Genomic DNA, 21,636 nt, shown 5'->3' on the forward strand with positions numbered 1-21,636 from the left:
CCCTTCAAGGTCCTGCTTCCCCCGGAGCCAGTCGACCGATCGACTCCACGCCCACGATAACCACCGCGACCTGGATGAGGACCGCCATGGTGGTGCCGGGCAGGACCAATGGGTGCATCGTGCGGAGGTCGACACCGAGGAGGGGACGCACCGCGAGGACGGCGAGGGTGATCGAGACGACGATCATGGCGACGTTCGCCCACCGTGCGACGCCTCGACGGATGAATCCGCCGGGTCGGTGCAGGGCCTGCGCCGTGTATGCACACACGAGGGGGATGGGCAGGCAGAGGGCCGCTTGTGCGCGCTCGCCCCCGGTGACGAGCGCGAGGGCACCGACGAGGCCGAACCCCACGGCGACGCGGAGGACGACCACCCACGTGTGCTGCTCGAGAGGGAAGAGGGCGCGGGGCGGCGTCTCGGTCACCTGCCGATCTCCCTCTCGCACGGACGGCGCGCCGACGGCCGTTCCGCCGGTGCGTGATCCCCGAGGGGCCGGGCGCACTGGCACGGCCCCGGGAATCGTTCTCCCATCGGCGGGTCGGTCGCGATGCTGACGTCGGAGCGCGGGCCTGTGAACAAACTTTGCCAATCCGGGGCCGAAGCGAGAGGAAACCGCCTCTGACCTGCGGACGTGCGTCCTGCACGGCCGTGCCGCCGCCGTCGCGGGGCCGGCGGCGGGCGGGTGCCGACGTGACATGCCGCGCCACCGTGACCACCCGACCCGCGGCTCCTCGACGACGGCATCGTGGGGTCGGCCCGTGTCCGAGGCGGACCGACCCCCGAATCACCGCGCACTCGCCCGGCGTCGAGCAGCACGACGCCTGGATAGTCTTCGGGCATGAGTGGCAACCCCGATTTCGACCTCTTCAAGACCAGCGACGATCACGAGGAGCTGCGCCAGGCGATCCGCACCATCGCCGAGAAGCAGATCGCCCCGCACGCGGCGTCCGTCGACCACGAGAAGCGCTTCCCGAGTGAGGCGCTCTCCGCACTCGTCGCCAGTGACTTCCACGCGCCCCACGTCGGCGGGGAGTACGGCGGCATGGGCGCCGACGCCCTCGCGACGTGCATCGTCATCGAGGAGGTGGCGCGGGTCTGTGCGAGCTCGAGCCTCATCCCCGCGGTGAACAAGCTCGGCTCGATGCCGGTCATCCTCGGCGGTGACGAGGAGATCAAGCGCACCTACCTCACGCCGCTCGCCAAGGGTGACGCGATGTTCAGCTACGGCCTCTCCGAGCGCGAGGCGGGTTCCGACACGGCGTCGATGAAGACCCGCGCCGTGCGCGACGGCGACGACTGGATCCTCAACGGCCAGAAGAGCTGGATCACCAACGCCGGTGTCTCCGAGTACTACACGGTGCTCGCCGTCACCGACCCCGACGGGCGTCGGGGCGCGAACGTGAGCGCGTTCGTCGTGGAGAAGTCCGACGAGGGCTTCACGTTCGGTGAACCGGAACGCAAGCTCGGAATCAAGGGCAGCCCCACGCGTGAGCTGTTCTTCGACAACGTCCGCATTCCCGGCAACCGGATGATCGGCCCGGAGGGCACCGGCCTCAAGCTCGCCCTGCGCACCCTCGACCACACCCGCGTGACCATCGGCGCGCAGGCCGTCGGCATCGCCCAGGGGGCCCTCGACTACGCGATCGGCTACGTCAAGGAACGCCGCCAGTTCGGCAAGGCCATCGCCGAGTTCCAGGCCATCCAGTTCATGCTGGCCGACATGGCGATGGAGGTCGAGGCCGCTCGCCAGATGGTGTACGTCGCCGCCGCGAAGTCCGAGCGCGACGACGCCGACCTCGGGTTCTTCGGAGCCGCGGCCAAGTGCTACGCCGGTGACGTCGCGATGAAGGTGACGACCGACGCGGTGCAGCTCCTCGGTGGCGCCGGCTACGTCGAGGACCACCCGGTCGAGCGCATGATGCGCGACGCCAAGATCACCCAGATCTACGAGGGCACGAACCAGATCCAGCGCCTCGTCATGGGCCGCATGCTCGTGAGGTGAGGTCTCCTCATCGCCGTCAGGGCGCCGTCCGCAACCGTCGGGCGGCGCCCTCATGAGCGTCCAGGACCCCCGCCGACCCGCCCCACCCCCGGCAACCGTGCCCGAACCCGCATGACGTCATCGATGGCGTCATCCGAGCGGCGGGTGGGGGGTGGCGTGGGGTGGCGACACGCGCCCGGTCGAGGTCTCCAGGCTCCGTCCAGGTGAAGCGGAATACTTGACGATCATGAGCACTCCCCACGACGATCCCCGGTCGGATCCCCGACCCCGTTCTCGGCGTGGGGTGTCGGAGGTCGAGCCGATGGAGTTCCGCCGCGGCGCGACGTCGCTCGCGGACCCCGAGATCTTCACGCCGCGGTTGCGGCGACGTCGCGCGTGGACCCTCGTCCTCCTCACACTCGTCGCGCCCGGCAGTGCGCAGATCGCGGCGGGCAATCGGGCGCTCGGTCGGTTCGCGTTGCGCACCGCGGTCCTCGTGGTCGCCCTCGCGCTGCTCGCGGGGATCATCTACCTCGTGAGCCCGGGGTTCCTCCTCGGCATCGTCGCCGCGCCCTGGTTCCTCGGAGCGCTCGTGGCGGCGTTCGTCCTCGGGGCGGTGTTCTGGGCCTACCTGTTCCTCGACGCGATGCGGTTGGCGCGGCTCTCACGGGTCGGGGCGGGCACGCGGCGACTCGTCGCGCTCGTCACCGTGCTGTGCATGGTGCTGACGAGCGGGACCCTGCTCACCGGCGCCTGGCTCACCTGGGCGGGGCGGACGGCGGTGCGGACGGTGTTCGACGCCCAGGACAGCCGCGGACCCGTCGAGGGTCGCTACAACATCCTCCTCATCGGCTCCGACGGCGGCTCGGACCGCGTCGGCGTGCGCACCGACACCCTCATGCTCGCCAGCGTCGACGCCGCGACCGGTCGCAGTGCCCTGTTCGGCTTCGCCCGCGACACCGAGAACATCGACTTCCGCCCCGGCTCGACCATGCACCGGCTCATGCCCGAAGGCTGGAACTGCGGTGACCAGTGCCTGCTCAACGGCATCTACCAGTGGGGCAGCGAGCACGCCGACCAGTTCCCGAAGGACGTGAAGAACCCGGGGGCGGAGGCCACCAAGGAGGCCGTCGAGGCGCTCTCCGGACTCGACATCCAGTACTACGCGATGGTCGATCTCGTCGGGTTCCGGCGATTCGTCGATGCCGTCGGTGGGCTGGACCTCGTCGTGGGTCGGCGCACCCCGATGGGGGGCGGCACGTCGAGGATCTCGGGGTGGATCGAGCCCGGCGAGCAGCACATGGACGGCTATCACGCGCTCTGGTACGCCCGCTCTCGCGAGGGCGCGTCGAACTACGACCGCATGGCCCGGCAGAAGTGCGTGATGACCGCGATGCTCCACCAGCTCAATCCGCAGACGGTCGTGCTGCGGGCGCAGGACATCGCCGCGGTCTCGGGCAGCGTGCTCGAGACCGACATCCCCTCCGGTGATCTCGGCCGGCTCGGGTCGCTCGCGATGAAGGCCCGCGACGGGGAGATGACGACGGTCAACTTCACCCCGCCGCTCATCCAGCCGTGGCGCTACGACCCGCAACGGATCCACGACATCGTCGCGAAGACCATCGCGGGTGACCCCGACCCCACCGGGGCGAAGGCCTCGGCGTCGGCATCCGGGGCGGGTTCTCCCAAGCCGCGCGCGTCGACGGGCCGCTCGACGCGGGGAAGCGGCAAGGCCACGTCGTCGAGCGCCGACGAGGGCACCGACTACGCCTTCAGCGTCAGCGACTCCGCCGGCCTCATCTGCGCGGTGCCGTGACCGCGCCGCACCCCGCCGACCTCGCCCTCGGACGAGGTGACTCAGGACGTCGGGGTGGTGTGGCACGGGTTGTCGGTGCCGGACGGCAGAATGGAGCCGCCGCCGGGACCACCGGCGGGCTGCGACCCGCCGAGGCGGGGTGCTTCGCCCCACGTCTCGGGTCGCAGACCCGGGCCATCACGACGCCACGACGGTGACGTCCGTGGTGGTGGAGGTGGTGGAGGTGGTGGCCGGGACCGTCACGACGGTGATGACGGTCACGACCGGGGCCGTGGGCGCCACGACGAGGACGAGATGAGAACGACGAACGGGCAGGGAGACGACGTGAGCGGATCAGCGCCGGAGCGGCTACCGGCCGTGAGCGTCGTCATGCCGGTCCTCGAGGAGGAGCGGCACCTCCGGGCGGCGGTGGGGCGCGTCCTCGCCCAGGAATACCCGGGTGAGGTGGAGGCCGTCCTCGCGGTCGGGCCGAGCAAGGACCGCACGCAGGAGGTCGCCGAGGCGCTCGCCGGCGAGGACCCGCGCGTCCGCATCGTGCCCAACCCCACCGGCCGCACCCCCGACGCCCTCAACGCCGGGATCGGCGCGGCGCGGTACGACGTCATCGCGCGTGTCGACGGCCACGCCGAACTGTGTGACGGCTACCTCGAGACGGCCGTCACCGAGCTGCTCGCGGTGGGCGCGGCGAACGTCGGCGGCATCATGGACGCCCAGGGCATCACCCCGTTCGAACGGGCCGTCGCGACCGCGATGAAGAGCCGCCTCGGCGTCGGCAACGCGCGGTTCCACGTGGGTGGTGAGGCGGGGGAGGCCGAAACCGTCTACCTCGGGGTCTTCCGGCGCGAGGCGCTCGAGGCCGCAGGCGGGTACGACTCCCACTTCGCCCGGGCGCAGGACTGGGAGCTCAACCACCGCATCCGCCGGATGGGCGGACTCGTGTGGTTCGTCCCCGATCTCACGGTCACCTACCGACCGCGCGGCACCCTCGAGGCCCTCGCGCGGCAGTACTTCAACTACGGCCGGTGGCGTCGCGTCGTCGCCGCGCGCCACGAGGGCACGATCAACCTGCGGTACCTCGCGCCGCCGGCGATGGTCGTCGGCACCACTGCGGCCACGGTGCTCGGGCTGGCCTCACGCCGCACCCGACTCGCGCTGCTCGTACCCGCGGGGTACGCCGCCGCCGTCACCGTCGGTGGGTGGGCCATCAGCGCCGGGGAGCCCACGTCGACGCGCGTGCGCACCCCGCTCGTCCTCGCCGCGATGCACTGGTGCTGGGGGCTCGGGTTCCTCACGAGCCCCCGGACGCTGCGCGAGAACGCGCTCACCGTCGCCGCCCGGGATGACGGGCCTCCGGTGCCGGGCCCAGGGCCCGGCGCGTCGAGCACGGTGGACGCCCGGACGAACACGACGGCGGGCGCACGGGTGAGCAACGAATCGGGCGCGAACGGTTGGGGCACGAACGACGTGGTGGGGGAGGTGCGCGCGTGAAGATCCTCATGCTCGTGGCGACGACCGTCGCGACCGACACCCGCGTGCTGCGGGAGGCGACCGCGCTCGTCGAGGTCGGGCACTCGGTGCACGTCATCGGTCGCTCGGTCCCGGAGGACTTCGTGCCGCCGGAGGGGATCACGGTGTCGAGCATCGGCACGTCGTCGGTGTTCCGGGCCGAGGGCACCCCGTCGCTCACCGGACTCGCGTTGCCGCCGCACATGCGGTTCGCGCGCTGGGTGCTGCTGCCTCAGCACCGCAACTCGGCGTTCGGGAGGTGGGCGGACGGGGCGATCGCCGACGGCCGCGGCCGGGAGTTCGACGTCGTTCACGCGCACGACTTCACCGCGTTGCGGGCCGGGGCGACCCTCGCGGAGGAACGCGGCGTGCCCTTCGTCTACGACACCCACGAGCTGTGGAGCGGCCGACCCCGCGAGTACCGCCCCACCCCGCTGCTCGACCGACGCGAACGCCGCGTGGAGGGCGAACTCGGGTCCCGCGCGGCGGTCGTCATCACCGTCGGCGACGGCGTGGCCCGTGCGCTGCGCGAGCGGTACGGCTGGCCGCACGTCACCGTCGTCCGCAACACCTTTCCCCGCGCGACCCCGGTCGAGCGGACGGGAGGCCCCAGGGGACTCATCTACGCGGGTCGACTCGCCGCCTATCGCGAACTCGAGACGGTGGCCGAGGCGAGCGAACGCCTGGCGGGCGTGGGGCTGCCGGTCACCCTCCGTGGACCGGCGGACCCCACGTGGCTCGCCTCCTTCGACAAGAAGGCGACGCGTATCGAGCTGCCGTGCTCGCCCGAGGAGGTCACCGGGCATCTCGCGGCCGCCGGCCTCGTGCTCGTCACCCACTCCGACCGGTGGGAGAACCACCGACTCGCCCTGCCCAACAAGCTCTTCCATGCCGTTCAGGCCGGTGTGCCGGTCGTCGCGACCGACGTGGGTGAGCTCGCCGCCACCGTGCGCGCGTACGGACTCGGCACCCTCTACACCCCCGGCGACGCCGATGCGCTCGTCGAGGCGGCCCGTGAAGCCGTGGCAGACTATGCCGGGCTCACGGAGGCGGTCCGTGCGGCCGCACCCGAGCTGAGCTGGGACACCGACGGTGCCCGACTCGTCGACGTGTACGAGGGGTTGGCCAACGGCCGCACCCGACTCGACGTCGGGGGTGAGTAGCGTGGCACCAGCACCGACTGCACGAGGTATCACCGAAGGAGCACCCATGACCGGGCCGCGTCTGTGGAGGGTTCGCGCATGAGTGTGACGACCGACCCCACGTCCGACACACCGATCTACCACCGCTACGAGCCGCACAAGGCCGGAATGCCGCCGTTGGGCATCTACCTCAAGGAGCTCTGGAGTCGGCGCGAGTTCGCGATCGAGACCTCCAAGGCGGGCATGCGCGCCGCCAACTCGATGACATTCTTCGGGCAGGCCTGGCTCATCATCAACCCGCTGTTGCTCGCGTTCGTGTACTACCTGCTCATCAACGTCCTCAGCGGCAAGGCCGGTCAAGGATTCGACGCGCAACGGTTCACGCACCTCACCTGCGGGCTGTTCATCTTCTACTTCTTCCAGGGTTCGGTCTCGGCCGGGGCGTCCTCGGTCGTCGGCGCCGGCAAGGTCATCCTCAACACCGCGATGCCGCGGCTGCTGCTGCCGATCGCGGCGGTGCGCACCGCGTTCTTCCGGTTCCTGCCGACGCTGCCGGTGTACTTCATCTTCCACGTGCTCGCGGGCAACCCGTGGAATCTCGCCACTCTCGCGGCGATCCCCTTCCTGCTGTTCCTCACGCTCTTCGCCACCGGCCTGGCCTCCTTGTTCGCGGCCCTGCAGGTGTACTTCCGTGACACGGCGAGCTTCCTGCCCTACATCATGCGCATCTGGCTGTACTCCTCACCCGTGCTGTGGACGATCGATCAGCTCGGTCACCGTCGGCTCAAGGAACTCGCGGCCTTCAACCCGCTGTACTCGCTCATCGGCGGATACGGGGAGGCGCTCCAGGCCGGCCAGATGCCAGCGCCCGAGATCTGGGGGCAGGCCGTCTTCTGGTCTCTGTCGGCGCTCATCGTGGGCTGTTCGTACTTCCTCATGAGGGAGCGTGATTTCGCTGTCCGCCTCTGACGCCCACGCCGGCGGCTCCACCTCCCACAAGCGCGACACCCCCCTCGTCGGTGGGGCCTTCTCGCTCGGCAACCGCCGGCAGGACAAGGCGCGTCGTCGTGCCGAGGCCAAGGCGGAGACGGGGCCGGAGAAGACGTACGTCGACAACTCCTCCCGCACCGACCTCGCCGCGAGCGTGCAACACCTCTCGATCACCTACCGGACGACGTTCGAGCGGGTGCCGACCTTCAAGAACGCCATCGTCCGGGCCGGACGCGGCGAGCGGGCGCTCGTCGAGGTCCAGGCGCTCAAGGACGTCTCCTTCGACGTGCCCAACGGCACAGCGCTCGGCATCATCGGCGCCAACGGCGCCGGCAAGTCGACGATCATGCGTACCATCGCCGGCATCCTCCCGCCCACCGAGGGTCGCGTCGAGGTCTGGGGACGTGCCAGCACCCTCCTCGCCCTCGGCGTCGGGTTCAACGCGATGCTCTCGGGCCGCGAGAACGTCATCCTCGGTGGACTGGCCTCGGGCCTCTCCCGCCGCGAGGTGGAGGAGCGTGCCCGCGAGGTCGCCGAGTGGGCGGAGCTGGGGGACTACATCGACGCGCCCATGCGCACCTACTCCTCGGGCATGTTCAGTCGGCTCGCGTTCAGCGTGGCCGTCCACATGAAGCCCGACATCCTCATGATCGACGAGGCCCTCTCCGCCGGGGACGCCGCGTTCCGTGAGAAGGCCAACGCCAAGATGGACGAGCTCCGCAAGTCCGCGCGGGCGATGTTCCTCGTCAGCCACGGCCTGCAGAGCATCAAGGACATGTGCACCGACTGCATCTGGCTCCACAAGGGGCAGGTCATGATGCGGGGCGAGCCGGCGAAGTGCATCGACGCGTACACCGACTTCGTCAAGGTCGGCAAGACCCCCCGGACGATGGACGAGTTGTGAGCTCCTTCGACGTCACCATCCTCACCTCCGGACACGACGTCGCCGACGCGCGGCTCCACCGTGAGGTCGCGGCGCTCGTCGCCGCGGGGATGAGCGTCGAGGTCCTCGGTCTCGGTCGGGTGCAGGACGGTCCACCGGGGGCGACCGTGCGCACGTGGCCCCGGGGCGGGGGGATCCGCCGTGCGGGGCTGGCCGCGCGCATGGCCGCCACGGCGGGTGGCCGGGTCCTCATGTCCCTCGATCCGGATTCCGCACTCGCAGCGCACAGCGCCGTGTTGGCGAGCGGTCGCGAACTCGTCGTCGACGTCCACGAGGACTACGAGGCCCTCCTCTCCGACCGACCGTGGACGGCGTCTCTCGGTGGTCTCGCCGGTCGGGCCTCCCGCGAGCTCGTGCGGGCCTCCCAGCGCATCGCCGCCCGTGCGGCGCTCACCGTGGTCGCCGACGACCACGTGCCGCCGCTGCGGGCGCGGCGCCGGATCATCCTGCCCAACGAGCCCGACCTCGGCATGCTTCCGGAGCCCTCCCCGCCCGGGCCCGTCCCGCGGGCGCTGTACGTCGGCGACGTGCGCACCTCCCGTGGGCTGTTCGCCATGCTCGTCGCCCTACGGCAGGCCACGTCGTGGCGGCTCGACGTCGTCGGTCCGGTCGCGCCGGCCGACCAGGAGGGGCTCGAAGAGTTCCTCGCCGCCGACCCCGACGTCGCCTCGCGCGTCACGTTCCACGGACGCAAGCCACCGACCGCGTCCTGGGAACTCGCCCGGGGCGCGTGGGTGGGTCTGCTGCTCCTGCACGACACCCCGGCGTTCCGGGAGGCGCTGCCGAGCAAGGTGGGGGAGTACCTCGCCTGCGGACTCCCCGTCGTCACCACCGACCTCCCCCGTCAGGCCGCGCTCGTGCGGGGCGTCTCCGGGCGCGGCGCCGCCGGCGTCGTCGTCGGGGTAGGTGACGACGTGTCCGACACCCCCGCCGGTGGCGGTGTCGCCGGTGGCGGTGTCGCCGGTGGCGGTGTCAGGGACGCACGGGGCACCGGCGCAGGGGACGAGGCGACGATCGCCGCCTCGATCCGCGGCGTGAGCGCCGACGCCGCGACCGACGGGCCGACCGGCCGCGCGGGGATCGGCGCGGTCGACGCCGAGGGCGGCGAGCCCGCGCGCGGCGTGCCCGGTCGAGGCGATGAACGCGTCGGCACCGCCGTCGCCGCGCAGCTCGAGGCCTGGGCCCGGGATCCCGACTCGCTTCATCGGATGAGGCGGATCGCCGTGGCGGCCTCCGTGCGGGGCCGGGCTCACGACGACCCCTACGTGCACTTCGCCCGCGCCGTCGCCGACCTGCTCACCGGCCCCGATCCCGACTCACCCGACGTCTCCGAAGCCGGCGACGCCCACGAGGCCGACACGGCCCACGAGGCCGGCACGGGCCTGCGTGCACGGCTCGGCGGGCTCGGCGCGCGCCTGTCCCGCCGTCGCCCGACGGGCGAGGCCTGAGTCATGACCGGGGGGCGAGGTGCGTCGATCGCGCGGGGTGGGCGTTCACTCGGCGCCGCCGCGCGCAGGGGCATCCTGAGTGCCCTGCCGCGTGAGGTGAAGGACGGGGCGAAGGCCACGATCGCCGGTGCCCGCCGGGTCACCCCCACCCCGGCCGCCCGGCTCGCCGAAAGGGTCACCCGTCGCCCCCTCGCCACGCCCGACCAGCTCGCCGCCGCCCGGCGGGAACGTCCCGGCCTGCCGCAGACCGACGTCCGCCTGTGGGTGGCTCCCGCGAACTTCGCCGGTCAGGGCCACGAATGGGCGCGGGCCGCGCAGCGTCTCCCCGGCGTGGGGGCCCGGTCGATGGCGATCGCGGGCCCGATCCGGTTCCCCACCGACTACGAGGTGCCCGCCTCGGTGTACCGCGACCTCGGTTGGCAGCGTGAGCAGCGGCGGGCGCTCCTCGACTACACGCACGTCCTCGTCGAGGCCGAACGGCCCGTGCTCGGCAGTCTCTACGGCACGTGTGCCGCGGAGACCCCCGCCCTGCAACGCGCGGGCCTCACGGTCGCCCACCTCGTCCACGGTTCCGACGCGCGCCGACCCGACGTGCACGCGGCGCGGCACCCCCACTCCCCGTTCCGGGACCCGCGGGACCCGCGCACGGCCCGCCTGCAACGCCTCACCCAGCGCAACATCGCCTGGCTGGAGCGCAGCGACACTGCGGTGTTCGTCTCCACGCCCGACATGATCGACGTCGTGCCGGGCGCGCGCTGGTGCCCCGTGGTCGTCGACGCCGACGCGTGGGCGAGTGACACCCCCGTCCTCGAGCGGCAGCGGCCCGTCGTCGTCCACGCCCCCAGCAACGGCTGGCTCAAGGGCAGCGACCTCGTCGACCCGCAGATGCAGGCGCTCCACGACCAGGGGCTCATCGAGTACCGCACCCTGCGCGGCCTCGACCGCGCCGCGATGCGGCGGGAGTACCGCGAGGCCGACGTCGTGCTCGACCAGTTCGTCCTCGGCCTCTACGGTGTCGCCGCCGCCGAGGCGATGGCCGCAGGCCGCGTCGTCCTCGCCTACGTGGGCGACGTCGTCCGGGCATGCGTCGTCGAGGCGACCGGCCAGGACGTCCCGATCCTCGAGGCCACCCCGCTGGACGTCGCGACCGTGGTCCGCCGCCTCCTCGACGATCGCGACGGGGCCAGAGCGCTCGCCGCCGACGGCCCGAGCTTCGTCCGTCGGATCCACTCGGGGGAGCGCTCGGCCGCCGTCCTCGCCGACTTTCTCGGCACCTGAGCCCGCCCCGCAGCGCGCCGGACCCGCCCGACGCCTCCGCCCGCCGCGGCGCACCGCCACAATCACGCGCGCCCGCCACGAGTTCACCCTGCGCCGGCCGCGACCTCCTCGTCGGCCACGCGCGGTCGGGGCTCGGCCCACGACCCCGACCGACCGCGCCGCGCACGACCGGCCGCTCACGACCGCGCCCCGCATGACCGGCGCCGGGCAGCACCATCCCGGCGCGCGAGATCCGGCGCCCCGCGGGGATCCCAGGGCCGGGGGAGTGGCAAGGATAGGGTGGCCGACGGACATCCGAAACCCCCCGAGGAGACCGCGGTGAGCGACGTCGACACCCTCATGGCTGCAGCGCAACCCGTTCCCGGTGAGCGGTACGACGAGGTTGTGTTCGTCACGCCGTGGTACCCGACCGAGAACAACCCGATGTGGGGGTCGTTCGTCCGTGACGCCGTCACCACGCTTCGCCGGCACCACACCGACCCGGTGACCATCGTGCACGTCGACTCGACGCCGGTCGACGACGACGCCCCGGAGGAAGGCCGCCCCACCGGGGAGGACGGCGAGCCCGCCGCGTCGTGGGTGACGACGGCCGAACGCCCCGAGGGGCGGGTCGTCCACGTGCGCGCCCCGATGTCGCCGATGACCTCCCGCCACGACGCGATCGACGTCCAGCGTGCGGCGCTCATCGCCCACGCGCTGCCGCACATCACTCAGGCGACCGTCGTCAACGCCCACGTCGGCGCCCCGACCGCGGCCGCGGTCGCCCCGCTGCTTCCCCGGCCGACGCGCTTCGTCATCACCGAGCACGCCACGTACGTGCGCGCCGTCTTCGCCGACCTCGAGGCGGCGTCGGACTATCGGGCGGCCGTGGCGCGCGCCCAGGCCGTCATCGCCGTCGGCGACGAGTCGGCGGGGGTCCTGCGGCGGTACTGCGGCCAGCAGGGCGACATCATCCGGGCGGTGCCCAACCCGGTCCGCTTCGACGATCTGCCGCCCCGCGCGGAGCCCATGCGACACCCCGACCGGTGGCTGTACGTCGGGAGTCTCATCGAACGCAAGGGCGTCGACCGGCTGCTCGAGAGCTTCGCCGTCGCCGTGGCCCGCGACCCGCAACGCCCCTGGCACCTCACGCTCGTCGGCGACGGCCCGTTGCGCGAGAAGCTCGTGGACCGCGCCGTCGAACTCGGCCTCGACGAACGGGTGGCGTTCGCGGGGGTCGTCGACCCCTCGCAGGTCGGGGGTTACCTGCGCGAAGCCGACGTCCTCGTCCACCTCTCGGCCTACGAGACCTTCGGCATCACGCTCATCGAGGCGATCGCCGCCGGCCTCCCGGTCGTCGTCACCCGAAGCGGTGGCCCCGAGGAGACGATGGCGCTGCCCGAGGACGTCGGGATGGCGGTCTTCGTCCCCCGCGAACCGGATCCGGAGGCCGTCGCCGACGCCGTCGCGCGGCTGCGCACCGACGTCTCCACCCGCGAACTCGCCCACATCCGGGAGGTGCTCCGCGGGTTCTACGGCGAGGAACGCGTCGCCGACCTCCTCCACACCCACGTGCTCGGGCGAGTCCCGGAGACCCCCTTGACGGAGCCGGGCGACCTCAGCATCGTCGTCGTCTACCAGGGGCTTCTCCAGTGGCGCCGCCTCATGCACGGGGTGCAGCGGGCCATCGACATGGGCGCCCGCGTCGTGGCCGTCGACCTCGAGTCGATGACCGCCGGGGTGGTTCCGCCCGGGATGGCCCTCGTCACCGTCGGCGACCCCGACCGCTACAACGCCCTCCAGCGGGTCGAACGCGCCGTCGTGGACCGGGCGCCGCTCGCCGTACTGCGGGGGGCGGCCAAGGCCGCCGACGCGCTCCCGCCCGAGAAGCAGCGGTCGGCGCGTACGTACCTTGCCCGCGCCGAGACCTTCCACGGCCGGGTGTCCCGGTTCTCGCAGCGGCAGCTCTACCGGCGGCCCTGGCTGCTCGTGCGTGGCCTCGTCATGGCCCGCCGCGCCGAGAGTCAGCCCGAGTTGTACACCGCCGACCGTGTCGACGTCGTCGTCCACGGTGGCACCCGGTTCACCCAGCTCACCTACCGGCTGCTGAAGAAGCATCCCGAGGCCGCGTACCACTCCGGCGTCTTCACCGCCAAGCACGTCGCCCGGTGGTGGGGCGAGGCGCTCAAGAGGACGGACAAGGTCGAGCCCGAGCCCGATCCCGAGCCCGGTCGTGCGGACGGGGAGCCGGTGGGGGGCACCACGGTCGCCGAGCCCGGTGACGCAGGGGACGCCACGACGACGGTGGGAGGCACGGCATGAGGCGCCCCGGCAGCCGCGGTCACGTGGGCCTCGTCGCGTTCTACTTCCCGCCGTCACGGGCCAGCGGGGTCTACCGCATGCTCGCCCTCGCCAACCACCTCGTCGAGACGGGCTTCGACGTCACCGTCTTCACCGTGACGCCGGACTTCTTCGAGCACATCACCCGCTCCTCCGACGAGAGCCTGCTCGACGGCATCGACCCACGCATCCGCGTCGAGCGCATCCCGCTGCCGATGCAGCATCTCGAGACCCACCCACGGCGCTTCTCGTGGCTGCGGGGCAACTTCCCCGAGCTGCACCGTCGCCTCACCCAGCGCGCGACCGCGACGGTATGGCTGGACCAGTACGGCTCCTGGGTGCCCGGCCTGCTCGCGCGCATGGTCGCAGTGCACCGGCGGCGACCCCTCGACGTCGTCCTCGCGACGGGAAACCCGTACTCCTGTTATGAGGCGCCGTGGCTCTTCCGCCGAGCGACGGGTGTGCCCTACGTGCTCGACAGCCGCGACAGCTGGACTCTGGACCTCTTCACCGACGAACTCGCCTTCCCCGAGGGGCACCCGGCCTACACCTGGGAGCGGCGCACCTTCGACGACGCCGAGCTCATCTGCTTCGTCAACCAGCCGCTGCTCGCCTGGCACCAGCGGGCCTACCCTGCCGACGCGGACAAGATGATGGTGGTCGCCAACGGGTACGACCGCTCGGTGGTCGCCTCCCTCACCGACGCGGTCGGCCGGGCCGCCGAGTCCGAAGGCGCGCGGACACCGACCGAGGGCGCCACCGGAGGGGTGCGCTTCGGCTACGTCGGCACCCTCACCGGCAACCAGCCCCACGAACAGGTGTGGGCCGGGTGGCGGCGCGCCAAGGAGAGCCCGCAGATGGCCGCGGCGACGATGAACCTGTACGGCCACCTGGGGTTCTTCGGCGTGAGTCGGGCCGTCGCGAACGTGCTGCCCACGGGCGACCCCACACAGGACTGCACCTGGCACGGGCCCGTTCAGAAGGCCGAGATCGCCGCGGCGTACGCGGCGATCGACGTGCTCGTGATGATCGTCGCGGACTCCCCGTACGTCACCTCGGGCAAGGTCTTCGAGTACATGGCCACGGGGAAGCCCGTGGTCGGACTGTACGAGGACGACTGTGCCGTCGCCGACGTCCTCCGGGACTACCCCCTGCTCGTCAAGGCCACGTCGCTCGGGGCCGCCGACGTCGCGCGGGCCTTCGAGGAGGCCGAGCGCCTCGCCCACGAGGTGACTCCCGAGCAGGAGCGGGCGGCGAAGGCCTACGCGGAGAGATTCGAGCGGGTGCGTCAGATGACGCCTCTGGTCGAGGCTCTGGGCGAGATCGCGGCCCGCCCCGTCACCCCACCGTGGAAGGGACGCGCGCGGCGAGCGGACGTGGCCTCGTCCGCGAGGTGAGGTCGGCCAGCGTCGCGGCGCACGCACACGCGTTCGCGAGGACGAGCCACCACGTCGTGAGCGTGAGCGCGGAGCTCGCGGTGAGTCCGAGCGCGGCGAACACGACGAGGTGGCCGACGAGTTCGGTGCGCACGATCGCGACCCGGGGCCGCATCGAGGCCGGGCGCCGCGTCGTCCACCAGATGCGGACGAGCAGGACGAGGAGCGCGGTGAACACCGCGAAGACGACGATGCCGTACTGCATGAGCATCTCCACGAACGCGTTGTGCAGGTTGGCCTCGATGGCGATGCCCGAGTTCGGGTCGTTCCACATGAGGGGTTCGAACGACCCGGCGCCGGTGCCGAGGTAGCCCGACTCCCGCCAGTACCGCAGGCCGAGGAGGCTGACCTTGACGCGGAACAGGTCCGAGGCCGCGGTCTCGGGCTGCATCGCGGCGTTCACCATCCGCACGACGGGGTTGCGGGCCGCGAGCGGCGGCACGACGAACGCGGCGATGAGCACCACCGTCGCCAGCCCGGCGAGGGTCGCGACGAGCCGACGACGGGTCGCGACGACCTCACGGACGAGCCCGGGGTGCTCCCCGAGTCGCCGGGCGAGGTCGAGGCCCACGACGATGAGCAGACCCAGGACCGCGGAGCGGCTCTCCGAGGCGATGACGAGACCGGCGGCGGCGAGCGCGGCGACGGCGAGGAACGCCCGCATCCCGGATGAGCGGGCACCGGCTCGCCAGGCGAGGATCGCGACGAGCATCGACAACGTGAGGATGCCGAGGTTGTTGGGGTTGCCGTAGGTCGCCACGGCCGTGCGCGGTTCGAACGGCCACGGGTCGACGAAGAGGTGCTGCGTGGTCACCATCTCCCACACGGCGATCGACCCGGCGAGCCCGAGCGCGAACACCCAGCCGAGTCGCCACCAGAACAGCGGTGCCCGGCGTCCGAGGAGCAGGACCGCCGAGGACAGCACCGCGCAGTAGGAGAGGTTGAGGATCTCGCGGGCGGCGAGGCGGGCGTCGGGGGCGATGGCGCGCGCATACGGCATCCAGGCCGCGCCCACGAGCCAGAACAGCAGGAGGCCCCACACAGCGGGGTGCCGCCACCGCCGGGTGCCGACGACGGCCGCGACCCCGAGGGCCAGGGAGCCCAGATACACCTGCCAGAGGAGGCCGGCGGACGTGAGGGGGGCGTTGACGAGACGGCCCGCGTTGATCGTGAGGACGAGGACCGCGGTGAGCACGCCCGCGATCACCGTCGCCGCGGTGCCGCCCGGCAACCTCGGGGTGTCCAGGGCGTCGGAATCCGCAGTCGTCGATCCACGCACTCGGGCGATTCTAGTGGTGCCCGGCGCCTTTCCCGGAGAGCGCTCGCGCGACACCCTCGCACGCCCGCCGAGGCGACCCCGACACGAGTGCCCTTGCCCACCAGGCCGCCTCGCCGCTCTCACCTAGGATGTCGACACATGGACAGGCTGCGCGTGCTCATGTTGGTCAACAACGACATCCGGCACGACACGCGTGTCATGAAGAGCGCCCTCGCGCTCGCCGACGGAGGCGCGCAGGTCACCGTCATCGGGTACGGGTCGCAGGGATACCCCGAGCACGTTCGTCTCGGGGACGTCGAGATCCACCGCGTCCCCCTCGCGTGGCGCTACCAGAACAAGGCCTTGGAGCGTCGGGAGCGGTTTCTGGAGGGCAGCCTCGTGCCGGCGACCAGCCCGGCCGACCGCAGGGCGATCGTCCGTCGCTCGCGTCTGCGCATCTCGGAGGCGGCGGAGCTCGGCGGGCGGGAGCGCCGGGCGCGAGCGAAGGTCGCCGAGGCCGGGGCGCAGGCGCGCTCCCGCCTCAGCCGGGCGCAGCAGCGCCTCCACGAGGGGGAGAAGGACCTGCGTGGTCGGGTGCTCCAATGGCACGACGCGCGCACGGAGTTCGCGTCGTGGCGCCGGAGCATCCCCGCGATCGACGACTACGAGGTGGCCTACTCCGCCCTCGTCAACTCCCTCGACTGGGACGTGATCCACGCCCACGACATGCATCACATGGGGACGGCGGCGCGGGCGGTCGCGCGACGGCGCGCGCAGGGTCGGCCGGCCTGGTGGGTCTACGACGCGCACGAGTACGTCGCCGGTCTCGCGCTCTCCCCGCCGCGCACGGCGCGCGTCCGGGCCGCGAGCGTCGACCTCGAGCGCGAGTACATCGGCCTCGCGAACGCGGTGCTCACCGTCACGGACGCCCTCGCCGACGAGCTGCAGCGTGCCCACGGGTTGCCGGCCCGTCCGGCGGTCGTCTACAACTCCCCGGTCCTCGACGGGGATCCCGGACTGCGGGAGGGGCTCGACGTCCGCGCCGACTGCGGCGTGGGCGCGGACGAGCCGCTGCTCGTCTACTCCGGCGGCATCACCGTCGCGCGCGGGGTGCAGACGGCGATCTCGGCGCTCCCACAACTGCCCGGGGTGCACCTCGCCGTCGTCTGCGTCCCCACGACGCGGACGACGCGCGTGCAGGCGTTGCGCGACCTTGCCACGAGGCTCGAGGTCACCGACCGGGTCCACTTCCTCGAGCCCGTCGCCCCCGACGACGTCTCGGCCTATCTCGCGAGTGCCGACGTCGGCACGATCCCCCTGGTCCACTTCGGCAGCCACGAGTTCGCCCTCGCGAACAAGCTGTTCGAATACCTCCACGCGGGAATGCCGCTGCTCGTGAGCGACTGCCGAGCGCAGGCGGAGTTCGTCACCGCCCAGGGTGTGGGGGAGGTGCACCGCGCCGAGGACGTCGACGACTTCGCCGCGGCGGCCCGTCGGGTCCTCGACCGTGCGCCGCAGATCCGGCGGCACATCGCGCAGACCCCCGACATGCTCGCGCCGTACGACTGGCATCGGCAGTCCCGGGTGCTGCGCGACGTCTACCGTTCGCTCGTCGGTGAGGACGCCCTCGTCGAACCGACGCACGCGACCGATCTCTCCGAGGTCACCGAGGAACCGTGCTGGCGCACGGACCGTCCCACCGTCCTCGGCATCGGGCCCACGAACGCCGCGGGCCAGGGCCTGGCCTGGGGCCGGGCCGTCGAGGCACACGTCCCCGGGGTACGGGCCTCGGTGCTCGGCATCGACGCCGGGGGACCGTTGCGGTTCGACGCGGACGAGACCGTGCCGCTCAGCGTGTTCAGGAGCAACCCCCGCTGGGCGGCCGAGTTCGCCGAACGCATCGACGCCGACTGGACCCATGCCCTCATCGAGGCCGGCCGTCCGCTCGTGGGCCGGCGCTACGGACGCACGTTCGTCAAGCACGCCGACGCGCTGCGCGCGCTCGGAATCCGCGTGGGGCTCGTCATGCACGGCTCCGACGTCCGCAGCCCCGCGGCGACGACCCGGCGCACCCGCTTCTCGCCCTTCGACGACCCCCTGGAGCAGAGCACCTACGAGCTCGAGGCGCGCCGGGCGTTCCTGCTCCAGAAGATCGAGGCGTTCCGGCAGGTGGGGCACGGACCGGTGTTCGTCTCCGCGCCCGACCTCGTCGCGGACGTCCCCGGCTCGATCTGGCTGCCCCAGGTGGTCGACCTCGACGTGTGGGGCGAGGAACCGGTCGCGTTCGACGCGGACGTGCCCGTCGTCCTCCACGTCCCGAGCGACCCGCGGGTCGCCGGCAGTGAGGTCGCCGACGCGGTCTGCCGCGGCCTGGAGGCGGAGGGGCTCATCGACTACCGCCGCCACGAGAACGTCGTCCCCGCGGCGATGCCCGCGCTCGTCAAGGGGGCCGACGTCGTCATCGATCACCTGCGCATCGGGAGCTACGGCCGACGCGCGATCGAGGCGATGGCGGCCGGTCGCGTGGTCCTCGGCCACGTCGTCGACGAGGTGCGCGCGACGGCGCCGGGATGCGGGGTGCTCGAAGCCGACCCCGACACCCTCGAGGACGTCCTGCGGGAGGTGCTCCGCGATCGGGAGACGGGTCGCCGCGCCGCGCGCGCGGGCGCGGCGTTCGTGCGGGAGCGTCACGACGGCGCCTTCTCCGCCCGCCTCCTCGCCGATCACCTGGAGCTGCGCTGACCCCCACCGACCACGCGGCCTCGCCGCTGCATCGCTCCGCGGGGCCCCGGGGGTCGGCGAGGTCGACGGCGACGTCAGGGGGTGAGGTCATCGGGTGAGGTCATCGGGGGCGACGGAGACCGTCCGCGGAGGATGGGCGGGGATCGGACCGTGGCACAAGGAGATCGGTAGCATCGGGCCCGTGACCCACGTGCTCATGATGGTCGGCAACACGATCGCCCACGACACACGCGTCCTCAAGTCCGCGCTCGCGCTCGCCGACGGGGGGATGCAGGTCACCCTCCTCGGCGCGTCACCGACCGACTTCCGGCAGGACACCTGGATGCAGGACGTCCGCCTCATCCGGGTGCCCGTCCCGTACCGGTTGCGGGATCGGCGGTTGCGGCGTGTCGCCCGCCGCGGCGAGCGACGGCTGGAGCTGGGGGTGTCGCCCGAGAACGCCCGCCTCGTCGAGGTCGAGGCCCAGCAGCGCATCCGTGAACGCAACGACCTCGGCGGCCGGGACCGCGAGCTGCGGGCCCGGTGGGCGTTGGCCCGCCGCCGGATCGTGCGCCTGCGCAACGACCTCGACGCGCGGGTCGCCGAGGTGGAGACCGATCTGCTCGAGTCCGTGAACGACTGGTGGAACTCCCAGGACTTCGGTGTCTCGTGGCGGCGCGACCTGCCGGAGGTCGACGACCTCGACCTCGCGTTCACGCCCGTCATCGACCGGGTCGACTGGGACATCCTCCATGCGCACGACATCCACCACGTCGGCACCGCGGCGCGGGCGGTTGCCCGTCGACGCGCCGCCGGCGGCACCGGCGCGTGGATCTACGACGCTCACGAGTACGTCGCCGGGCTGCCCGTCTACCCGCCGCGCACGCCGCGCAGCAACGCCGCCTGGCTCGACCTGGAGAAGGAGTTCGCGCGCGACGCGGACGCGATCATCACGGTCACGGCGCCGCTGGCCGAGGAACTCCGGCGCGCGTACGACCTTCCGGTCACTCCGACCGTCGTCATGAACGCGCCGGTGTTCTCGGAGCACCTCCAGGAGGACGAGCCCGGCATCCGCGTCGCCTGCGGCCTGCCCGAGGAGACCCCGCTCGTCGTCTACAGCGGTGGCGTCACCCGGGCCCGCGGAGTGCACACCGTGGTCGAGGCGCTCCCGTCGATGCCCGGGGTGCACCTCGCGGTCGTGTGCGTGCCGCACAACCGGACGCGCCCGGTCCTCGCGCTACGCGACCTCGCCGAGAGCCTCGGCGTCGAGGATCGCCTGCACCTGCTCGACCCCGTCGCGCCGGAGTCGGTGTCCTCCTTCCTCGCCTCGGCGGATCTCGGCGTCCACCCGATGCTGCACTTCGGCAGCCACGAGTTCGCCCTCCCCAACAAGCTGTTCGAGTACCTCCACGCAGGGCTCCCGCTCGCGGTGAGCGACTGCCGCGCGCTCGCGCAGTTCGTCCGCGGCAACGACGTCGGCGCGGTCTTCACCGCCGAGGACCCGGCCTCCTGCGCCGCGGCGATCCGCGACGTCCTCGACCGGCGCGAGGCGCTGGCCCTCCGCATCGCCGAGGACCCGGGGCTGCTCGAACCGTACTCGTGGAACCACCAGGCGGCCTCGCTCCGAGGTCTCTACCGGCATCTCCTCGGACCCGAGGCCGTGCCCGTCGAGCCCACCGCCGAGACCTCGTTGCGCGACGTCACCGAGCACTACGTCACCCGCGACGACCGTCCCAGCCTCCTCGGCATCGGTGCCGTCAACGCCGCCGGTCAGGGCTGGGCCTGGGCCAAGGCGCTCGAACGGGAGATCCCCGGCACCGCGACGTTCGTGCTCGCCGTCGACCGCGACGGCTCCTACACCTTCCCCGCCGACGAGGTCGTGCCCTTCAGCGTGTTCCGCGAGAACCAGCGCTGGTCGGCCGCGTTCCGCGACACGATCTCCGCGACGTGGACGCACGCCCTCCTCGAGGCGGGCCGGTCCATCATCGGCCGGCGGTACGGGGCCGACTTCGTCACCGACGCCGCCGCCCTGCGCGCACAGGGCATCCGCGTCGGACTCGTCCTCCACGGCTCCGAGATCCGCGACCCCCGAGCGAACGCCGCCCGCACCCCCTACTCGCCGTTCGCCGACCCCGGGGACGAGCTCACCGCGCGGCTCCAGCTCGAACGGGACCAGCTCGCCCCCAAGATCGCCGAGTTCATCGAGGCGCAGCACGGGCCGGTCTTCGTGTCGACACCGGATCTCCTCGCCGACGTCCCCGGTGCCGTGTGGCTCCCGCTGGCCGTGGAGGTCGAGCGGTGGGCCGCCGAGCCCACGGCGTTCGACGCCGAGATCCCCGTCGTGCTCCATGCACCCAGCCGGGCGCGGCTCAAGGGCAGCGACGCCGCCGACGTCGTCTGCGAGCGGCTCGCCGATGCGGGCCTCATCGCGTACCGACGGCTCGGTGGTCAGGACGCGACGTCGATGCCCGACCAGGTGCGGGGCGCCGACATCGTCATCGACCAGCTCGCGATCGGCATGCACGGCGTCGCCGCCGTCGAGGGCATGGCGAGCGGGCGTGTCGTCCTCGCCCACATCACCGACGAGAACCGCGCGCTGCTACCCGACTGCCCCGTGATCGAGGCGAACCCGGAGACCCTCGAGGACGTCCTGCGGGGTCTGCTCGCCGACCGGGAGGCCGGGCGCCGTGCCGCGAGAGCCGGCCAGGAGTACGTCCGCGAGGTCCACGACGGGCGCCGCTCCGTGGCCGTGCTCGCCGAACACCTGCACCTGCACGGCTGACCCGACTCACCCGCAC

Annotated in this window: 14 protein-coding genes; 12 read left to right on the forward strand and 2 right to left on the reverse strand. The window is 72.4% G+C overall.

Translation table 11 applies throughout. The features are described 5' to 3' along the window. Positions 1–4: 4 nt before the first annotated feature. The gene (locus RT054_RS10510; protein WP_313023498.1) at positions 5–424 is read right to left on the reverse strand and encodes a hypothetical protein; all 420 of its coding nucleotides are present in this window, start codon (positions 422–424) and stop codon (positions 5–7) included. A gap of 414 nt (positions 425–838) precedes the next feature. Between RT054_RS10510 and RT054_RS10515 the strand changes: the two genes are divergently transcribed. The 10 genes from RT054_RS10515 (at position 839) to RT054_RS10560 (ending at position 14,820) form a co-directional block, all read left to right on the forward strand. Then, entirely contained in the window at positions 839–2,002 is a 1,164-nt protein-coding gene (locus RT054_RS10515; RefSeq protein WP_313023500.1) for an acyl-CoA dehydrogenase family protein, read from the forward strand. 301 nt (positions 2,003–2,303) lie between these two features. Continuing rightward, positions 2,304–3,797: an LCP family protein gene (locus RT054_RS10520; protein ID WP_313023501.1), complete on the forward strand. Its 1,494-nt coding sequence runs from the start codon at positions 2,304–2,306 to the stop codon at positions 3,795–3,797. A gap of 324 nt (positions 3,798–4,121) precedes the next feature. After that, positions 4,122–5,285, forward strand: coding sequence for a glycosyltransferase family 2 protein (locus tag RT054_RS10525; protein WP_313023502.1), 1,164 nt, complete (start codon positions 4,122–4,124; stop codon positions 5,283–5,285). Beyond that, positions 5,282–6,466, forward strand: a complete 1,185-nt coding sequence (locus tag RT054_RS10530) for a glycosyltransferase family 4 protein (protein ID WP_313023503.1) — start codon at positions 5,282–5,284, stop codon at positions 6,464–6,466. The genes RT054_RS10525 and RT054_RS10530 overlap by 4 nt, the downstream gene beginning before the upstream one ends. 78 nt (positions 6,467–6,544) lie before the next feature. After that, positions 6,545–7,414, forward strand: coding sequence for an ABC transporter permease (locus tag RT054_RS10535; protein WP_313023504.1), 870 nt, complete (start codon positions 6,545–6,547; stop codon positions 7,412–7,414). Further along, positions 7,392–8,339, forward strand: a complete 948-nt coding sequence (locus tag RT054_RS10540; protein WP_313023505.1) for an ABC transporter ATP-binding protein — start codon at positions 7,392–7,394, stop codon at positions 8,337–8,339. Before RT054_RS10535 ends, RT054_RS10540 begins: the two co-directional genes overlap by 23 nt. After that, positions 8,336–9,826 carry a glycosyltransferase gene (locus tag RT054_RS10545; RefSeq protein WP_313023506.1) on the forward strand — a complete coding sequence of 497 codons (1,491 nt, stop codon included), beginning with the start codon at positions 8,336–8,338 and terminating at the stop codon, positions 9,824–9,826. Before RT054_RS10540 ends, RT054_RS10545 begins: the two co-directional genes overlap by 4 nt. 3 nt (positions 9,827–9,829) lie before the next feature. Then, positions 9,830–11,104 (forward strand): hypothetical protein, encoded by a 1,275-nt coding sequence (locus tag RT054_RS10550; RefSeq protein ID WP_313023508.1) that lies wholly within the window; start codon positions 9,830–9,832, stop codon positions 11,102–11,104. A gap of 318 nt (positions 11,105–11,422) precedes the next feature. Beyond that, complete coding sequence (locus RT054_RS10555) at positions 11,423–13,405, forward strand: glycosyltransferase (protein ID WP_313023510.1); 1,983 nt, start codon at positions 11,423–11,425, stop codon at positions 13,403–13,405. Beyond that, positions 13,402–14,820, forward strand: a complete 1,419-nt coding sequence (locus RT054_RS10560) for a glycosyltransferase (protein WP_313023511.1) — start codon at positions 13,402–13,404, stop codon at positions 14,818–14,820. The genes RT054_RS10555 and RT054_RS10560 overlap by 4 nt, the downstream gene beginning before the upstream one ends. Here the strand turns inward: RT054_RS10560 and RT054_RS10565 are convergent. After that, a complete protein-coding gene (locus RT054_RS10565) occupies positions 14,762–16,138 on the reverse strand; it encodes an O-antigen ligase family protein (protein WP_312720521.1) in 1,377 nt (458 codons plus the stop codon). The two genes, RT054_RS10560 and RT054_RS10565, sit on opposite strands and share 59 nt — an antisense overlap. Before the next feature lie 138 nt (positions 16,139–16,276). Between RT054_RS10565 and RT054_RS10570 the strand changes: the two genes are divergently transcribed. Continuing rightward, entirely contained in the window at positions 16,277–18,859 is a 2,583-nt protein-coding gene (locus tag RT054_RS10570) for a glycosyltransferase (protein ID WP_313023512.1), read from the forward strand. 181 nt (positions 18,860–19,040) lie between these two features. Beyond that, complete coding sequence (locus tag RT054_RS10575; RefSeq protein ID WP_313023513.1) at positions 19,041–21,620, forward strand: glycosyltransferase family 4 protein; 2,580 nt, start codon at positions 19,041–19,043, stop codon at positions 21,618–21,620. The last annotated feature ends 16 nt before the right edge of the window (positions 21,621–21,636 follow it).

The organism is Mobilicoccus sp., assembly GCF_032060985.1.
In the GTDB taxonomy this organism is placed as follows: domain Bacteria; phylum Actinomycetota; class Actinomycetes; order Actinomycetales; family Dermatophilaceae; genus Mobilicoccus.